This window comes from Micromonospora foliorum (genome assembly GCF_022229015.1).
In the GTDB taxonomy this organism is placed as follows: Bacteria; Actinomycetota; Actinomycetes; order Mycobacteriales; family Micromonosporaceae; genus Micromonospora; species Micromonospora foliorum.
Genome location: NZ_JAKKFF010000352.1, coordinates 1 through 6551, shown reverse-complemented (window position 1 = coordinate 6551; position 6551 = coordinate 1). Strand labels below are relative to the sequence as shown.

The following is a 6551-nucleotide window of genomic DNA, read 5'->3' as shown; positions in this document are numbered from 1 at the left end:
CCCGCTCTCGGCGTGCAGCAGGGCGGCGAAGCCGGCCAGCAGGACGGCGAACGGGGTGACGCCCTCGGCGCGGGCCAGCTCCCGCACGGCGGCCCCGTTAGCCGCCCTGCTGGTCTTCGGCTTCCACGCCGGCACCATGCGGACCGTCGTCGCACCGGGGAGCACGGACGGCGACCCCGAGCGGCGCGTCGACCTGACCGGCGACCGGGACGCCGCCACGGCGGGTGCGGTCGGCTACGGCAGCGCGACGCCGGGGATGGTCGACCCGGACGCGGACGGCGAGCCGGTCCCCGGCGACGACACCAGCCCCACGCTGGAGTCCGCCGGAACATCCCGGCCCGCCGGGTCGACGGTCGCGGCCGAGCCGGCCACGCTCCTCGACACGGACACCGCGCAGGGCTTCCGGGACCGCTGGCGGGACGTGCAGCTGCGTTTCGTCGACGACCCCCAGGCGGCTGCCGGCGAGGCGCAGTCGCTGGTGGAGGAGGCCATCCAGGCCCTCTCCTCGGCGCTGGCCGCCCAGAAGAACACCCTGGGCGGGTGGCAGGACGCCGGCTCGGCCGACACCGAGCAACTGCGGATGGCGGTCCGCAACTACCGGGACTTCCTGGACCGCGTACTCGGTCGCTGAGTCACCCGAACGACGACTGGCGCCCCGGCCGTGACGGCCGGGGCGCCACCTTGCGTACCCCATCGTCGCCGGGCGGGCGAGACCGCCCGAGCAGGCCCGAACGGGGCGGTCTCGACCTTCGGGCGTGAAACCGCCCGGACGGGGGTAATAGGGCGCCCGCGCACCAACCAGCGCGGCGTCGGGACGAGGGGTGGCGGGATGGACGGCGACGGTCTTCGGCTCAACATGAACGGCCTGGACTACCTGATCCTGGCGCTGTACTTCGTCACCGTCCTCGGGGTCGGCTTCGCCGCGCGTCGGGCGATCCGGACCAGCGTCGACTTCTTCCTCTCCGGCCGCTCCCTGCCGGCCTGGGTGACCGGTCTCGCCTTCGTCTCGGCGAACCTCGGCGCGCTGGAGATCATCGGAATGGCCGCGAACGGGGCCCAGTACGGCGTGATGACGGTCCACTACTACTGGATCGGCGCGGTCCCGGCGATGGTCTTCCTGGGCATCGTGATGATGCCCTTCTACTACGGCTCCAAGGTCCGCAGCGTGCCGGAGTACCTGCGGTTGCGGTTCAACCGCCCCACCCACCTGCTCAACGCGCTCAGCTTCGCCGTCGCCCAGGTGCTGATCGCCGGCGTGAACCTCTACGCGCTGGCCCTCGTCATGCAGGCGCTGCTCGGCTGGCCGCTCTGGACGGCGATCGTGGTCGGCGCGGCGATCGTGCTGGCGTACATCACCATCGGCGGCCTGTCCGGGGCGATCTACAACGAGGTGCTCCAGTTCTTCGTCATCCTCGCCGGCCTCATCCCGGTCACCGTGATCGGTCTGGTCAAGGTCGGCGGGTGGAACGGCCTGATGGACGCGGTCGGCGACACCAAGCTGGGCGAGGCGGGCCTGCACGCTTGGCAGGACACCGGCAGCACGGCCAACCCGCTGGGCGCGCACTGGATCGGCATCGTCTTCGGCCTCGGCTTCGTGCTGTCGTTCGGCTACTGGACGACGAACTTCGCCGAGGTGCAGCGGGCCCTCTCGGCCAAGAACATGAGCGCCGCCCGCCGTACGCCGATCATCGCCGCGTACCCGAAGCTGTTCATCCCCCTGGTCACGGTCATCCCGGGCCTGGTGGCCCTGGTCACGGTGAAGGGCCTCGGCGCGGAGAGCGGCGACCTGCAGTACAACAACGCCATTCCACTGCTGATGCGCGACCTGCTCCCCAACGGCGTGCTCGGGGTGGCGGTCACCGGCCTGCTCGCCTCGTTCATGGCCGGCATGGCGGCAAACGTGAGCGGCTTCAACACCGTCTTCACCTACGACATCTGGCAGGCGTACATCCGCCGTGACCGGTCGGACGAGTACTACCTGCGGGTCGGCCGGTGGGCGACGGTCGCCGCCGTGGTGATCGGGATCGGGACCGCCTTCATCGCGGCCGGGTTCAGCAACATCATGAACTACATCCAGGCGCTCTTCTCCGTCTTCAACGCGCCGCTGTTCGCCACCTTCATCATCGGCATGTTCTGGAAGCGGATGAGCGCCCTGGCCGGCTTCTGGTCGCTGCTGCTGGGCACCCTGGTGTCGCTGAGCCTCTACCTGCTCTACAAGGGCGGTGTGGTCGACTTCAACTCCGACCTGGAGGAGAGCTTCTGGGGTGCCGGTCTGGCGTTCGTCACGGCGGTGGTGGTCGCCGCGATCGTCACCCCGCTCACCTCGCCCAAGCGGGACGAGGAGCTGCGCGGGCTGGTGTACGGCATGGGCGGCGTCGACCTGAAGGGCGACGTGCTCGCCGGGGACGCCGTCTGGTACCGCTCCCCGGTGCTGCTCGGTCTGATCGCGGTCGCGCTGGCCGCCCTCTTCTACATCCCGGTCTTCTGAGGAAAGGGGTCGGCAGATGAGCAACGATGGCCAGCCGGCACAGGACCCGCTGATCGACGAGGCGCAGGCGGAGCAGCGACGCTCCGCCGCGGCCCGGCTGTTCGACATCCGCCGGGTGATCGGTGGCCTCTTCGTCGCGTACGGGATCATCGTGACACTGATCGGCATCTTCGACAGCCGGGCCGAGATCGACAAGGCCGAAGGCGTCCGGATCAACCTGTGGGCCGGGCTGGCGATGCTCGTGTTCGGTCTGCTCATGCTGCTCTGGCAGTGGCTGCGCCCGGCGGAGGCGCCGGCCCCGAACGAGCGGCAACCCGACGCCTGACCGCCGGGCCGCCCGGCCCGACCGCACGGCATCCGCACGGCCCGGCCTGACCGCCGGGCCGTGCGGCATGAGCGCGGCACGAAGGGGTACGTGGGGGAAATCAGGCACCGTGTCGGACACAGGAGGCAGCACCATGACCGATCGCGATCGCCAACCGCCGCTGGAGGACAGCCCCGAGGTGGCCTCGGCGGTGGACGATGACGCCACCGTGCCGCAGCTACGCACCGGCGGTGGACCCGACCGGGACACACCGGGCTTCGCCGAACCCCGCAGCCGACCGGACGACCTCGCACCGGACACCGACGAGCTGATCGGCGACCCGTACGCGGCCGGCACCGGTGCGACCGGGACGGGCACCGGTGCCGGTGGGGACAACATCCGCACCGGGAGCGAGCAGCCCTGGGAGCCGGAGGACCTGGTGATGGCCCGCGGCCAGGACCTGACACCGGAGAACCTGGAGAAGGCCCGCCGTGACCTGGCCGAGCAGGGCCGGGCCGCGATCGAGCGCACCGTGCCCTGAGTCGGGACGACACGAGCGTGAGTCGAAGTCCTCGGTCGAGCCGAGGCAGAGTCCAGGCGGCGGTCCGGCAAGGCGGAGGTTGGCCCGGATACAACACCGGTATCCGGGCCAACCTCCAACGCGGCCGGCCGTCGTCCGGGCCCGCCGCAGGCCGGCCAGGGGCTTCGACTCACGCCCAAGGGGGGTCCCCGACCCGACCTGTGACGGTCGGGCCGGGGACCCGGGGGGAACCTGCTGCCAACAGTGCCTCACCAACCACTGGCAGCGGGTTGGTGCGTGAGCTACCCGATCAGAGCGCCGGGTAGGCGTTGCGCATGAGCTCCTGGAACTGGGCGGAGAACCACGCACCGGAGATCGGCGCGTCCGGCAGAGCACCCGACGGGTTGTTGCCGTTCCGGGCGTTGCCGCCGTAGGTCGGGTCGCACATCCGGTCGAAGCCCTTGCCCTCGTTGTTCGGGATCTCCTTGCTGGAGCCGTCCGACTCACCCGGCGGCTTCACCCAGACGTAGGCGTCGATGCCCGTGGCCGGGTTGGCCCGCGGGCGCTCGCCGAGGCCGGCGCCGGACTGGTTGCACCAGTTGCCGAGGTGGGCCCGGCGGTCGATGCGACCCCCGTTGACGTACGTGTCGACGCTGGTCGTCGCGCCCGGCCCGGTGGGCCGCGCGGAGCCGCCCCAACCGTTGCGGGACGTGTCGATCAGCATGCCGATGTTGGAGTTGAAGCCGACCGAGACCAGCTTGGTACGGAACGCCTGAGCGAAGGACAGCTCGTCGACGTAGAAGTTCCAGTCGACCCACTTGGACTGCCGCACCGACTGGCCGTTCACGTTGTCGGTGACCTTGAAGTACGGCTCAGTCAGCGCCGAGTAGTTCGCGGTGTTGGTGATGAACCCGTGCACGTTGTTGACCGTGCTGCCGGAGGCCACCGCGGCGGTCTTCAGGATGTCGGCGGTCGGGCCGAAGTTGGAGTCCCAGCCGAGCCAGCCGTGGTGTCCGGCATCGATGTAGTTGTAGACGTTGCCGATGGCACCGAGCTTGGCGAGGGCGTAGCCGACACCGTTGACGTACGCGCCGTTGGCCTTGACCGTGTCGCACATGACCGTGCCGCCGGGCTGGCCGGACGTGTTGGTGACCAGGTTCGGCAGCGAGTCGATCTCGATGACGTTGATGATCCGCAGGCTGCTGTACTTCGACTCACCCTGGATCGCGGCGATCGGGTCGATGTACTGGGCCTTGTACTTCGGCAGCTCGTCGGGGCCCAGCTCACCGTTCGAGGCGAGCGCGGAGCAGTCCCGGCCGGGCAGGTTGTAGATCACGAACTGGATGTAGCCGGCGCCCTGGCGCAGCGCCTCGTCCAGGTGCTGCCGCACCCCGAAGGCGCCGTTGGAGCTGCTGTCCGGCGTGCCGTTGATCGCGGCGATCCGGTCCAGCCAGACGGCGGTGGGGTTGTTGGAGATCCGGCTTCCGCCGGCCTCGGCGTCCGCCTTGGCCTTCCACTCGGGGTTCACGTAACCGCGCGCCCCGGCGTACGGGTTGTCGACCTTGGTGCCGGGCGGCGGCGTGGTGGGCGGCGGGTCGGTCGGCGGCGGCGTGGTGGGCGGCGGGTCGGTCGGCGGGGGCGTGGTCGGCGGAGTGGTGCCACCGTTGCAGACCACGCCGTTCAGGGTGAACGAGGTCGGCTTCGGGTTGCTGCCGCTCCACGCGCCGTTGAAGCCGATGCTCGTCGACGCGCCGGTGGCCAGGGTGCCGTTGTAGGACAGGCTCCGGGCGGTGACCTGGCTGCCGGACTGGGTGAACGTGGCCGACCAGCCCTGCTGCACCCGCTGGCCGGAGTTGGGGAAGGTCCAGCCCAGCGTCCAGCCGTTCAGCGGGTCGCCGACGTTCTTGATGGTGACGCTCGCGGTGAAACCGCCGGGCCACTCGTTGCTCGTGTACGCGATGTCGCACTGCGTCGCGGCCTGCGCCGCGGTAACCGGAATCGTTACGAGCCCACCGGCGACCAGGGCACCCGCGCCGGCGAGCGCGAGGGCCCGGCGTGGGCCGGTTAGCCTTCTCCACACATTCATGCCACTGATCTCCTTGGGCGAGACCGGGCCCAGGTACGGCCCGGCGGGACGGCCCGATGGGCGTCCTGCACGGACGGCCGTCGGCGCCAACGGGATTCTTGGGGGGCGCCCGACCCGGACGGGCGATGGTGGTGGTGGTGCCCGGCCGATGCGTCGGCCGGTCGATCGGCGGCGGGATGTCGCCCGATGAACGGTGCCCTCGACTTCCCTGCCTGCACGGTGTGGCTCTCAGAACCGCGTTCGCCGATTCTTGCATGGGAGCGCTTCCATGGCAATGGCTCGATGTGTTGGCCAGAGCGTTTCGGACGATACCTCCGACTGCGCCCGAGCGGCACGGGCCGCTCGGACCAGCCGCTACCGGATGAGCGAGGCCGGCCGGGCACGGTGAGCGCGGAACGCCGTGGCCCACTCAGAAGGTCCCGGGCCGTCCGACACGACGCTCAGCGCGGCGAAAGCCGCGTAGCACCCCTTCACCGCTTACTTGGATCAAAGGCCAAAACGCGAATCTTTCACTTCATAGGTCATGAAACCGTCTAACGTCGGTCTTAGCTCGGTTGTCGCCGAGCGCAGGACAACAGGGATGGAGTGACGCAGGTCATGGCTAAGAAGATGCTCGGGAAGGTCGTTGCGGGCGCCGCGCTCGGCGGCGCGTCGCTCCTGGTGTTCGCACCGGGGATCGCGTTCGCCAACGGCCACGAAGACGGCAAGGTCTACGCCAAGCCGCACGTCGTCAAGGCCGGCGACGAGGTCAAGCTCCTCGAGATCTGCCCGGATCGGCAGGAGCACGCGTACGTGTGGTCCAAGGTCACCGGCAAGGTCAAGCTCAAGCCGGCGCACGAAGACCGGGGCGAGGACCGCGAGTGGCGCGAGGAGGAGAACTCCTCCGACCACGACAACGGCAAGGACGAGAACGGCAAGGACGACAACGGAAAGGGCGGCCAGGGTGGCGGCGCTGCCGCCAAGGCCTACGGCGACGAGGACAGGAAGAAGTGGAAGGGCGAAGAGCGCGGCCAGGACGCCGAAGAAGAGCGGGACAATAACAACGACGACTACAAGGACGAGCACAGCTCGGAAAACGGCCGGGACAAGGGCTGCGCGTCCAAGGACGGGCACGGATCCGACCACGGCGAGGAGACCAAGTGTGAGACCAAGG

General features: G+C 69.8%; 5 protein-coding genes and 1 pseudogene. 5 read left to right on the top strand and 1 reads right to left on the bottom strand.

From position 1 onward, the window contains the following. Positions 1 to 136 precede the first annotated feature (136 nt). From PSH25_RS24215 to PSH25_RS24200, 4 genes are all read left to right on the top strand, one after another. On the top strand, positions 137 to 631 hold the full coding sequence (locus PSH25_RS24215) for a hypothetical protein (RefSeq protein ID WP_238661259.1): 495 nt from the start codon (positions 137 to 139) through the stop codon (positions 629 to 631). A gap of 198 nt (positions 632 to 829) precedes the next feature. Further along, positions 830 to 2488 (top strand): sodium:solute symporter family protein, encoded by a 1659-nt coding sequence (locus tag PSH25_RS24210; RefSeq protein WP_238661258.1) that lies wholly within the window; start codon positions 830 to 832, stop codon positions 2486 to 2488. 16 nt (positions 2489 to 2504) lie between these two features. After that, complete coding sequence (locus PSH25_RS24205; protein ID WP_238661257.1) at positions 2505 to 2813, top strand: hypothetical protein; 309 nt, start codon at positions 2505 to 2507, stop codon at positions 2811 to 2813. 133 nt (positions 2814 to 2946) lie between these two features. After that, the gene (locus tag PSH25_RS24200; protein WP_238661256.1) at positions 2947 to 3333 is read left to right on the top strand and encodes a hypothetical protein; all 387 of its coding nucleotides are present in this window, start codon (positions 2947 to 2949) and stop codon (positions 3331 to 3333) included. A gap of 289 nt (positions 3334 to 3622) precedes the next feature. Here PSH25_RS24200 and PSH25_RS24195 read toward each other — a convergent pair whose 3' ends face one another. Continuing rightward, positions 3623 to 5398 carry a glycoside hydrolase family 6 protein gene (locus tag PSH25_RS24195; RefSeq protein ID WP_238661255.1) on the bottom strand — a complete coding sequence of 592 codons (1776 nt, stop codon included), beginning with the start codon at positions 5396 to 5398 and terminating at the stop codon, positions 3623 to 3625. A gap of 597 nt (positions 5399 to 5995) precedes the next feature. On the opposite strand from PSH25_RS24195, the pseudogene PSH25_RS24190 reads away from it, so the two are divergent. Then, positions 5996 to 6551, top strand: a pseudogene (locus PSH25_RS24190) (hypothetical protein); the annotation flags it as partial.

Bases quoted from the DNA above. Each gene is read 5' to 3' on its own strand.
- PSH25_RS24215 (WP_238661259.1), top strand. From the start codon at position 137: ATGCGGACCGTCGTCGCACCGGGGAGCACGGACGGCGACCCCGAGCGG.
- PSH25_RS24195 (WP_238661255.1), bottom strand. From the start codon at position 5,398: ATGAATGTGTGGAGAAGGCTAACCGGCCCACGCCGGGCCCTCGCGCTC.
- PSH25_RS24210 (WP_238661258.1), top strand. From the start codon at position 830: ATGGACGGCGACGGTCTTCGGCTCAACATGAACGGCCTGGACTACCTG.
- PSH25_RS24205 (WP_238661257.1), top strand. From the start codon at position 2,505: ATGAGCAACGATGGCCAGCCGGCACAGGACCCGCTGATCGACGAGGCG.
- PSH25_RS24200 (WP_238661256.1), top strand. From the start codon at position 2,947: ATGACCGATCGCGATCGCCAACCGCCGCTGGAGGACAGCCCCGAGGTG.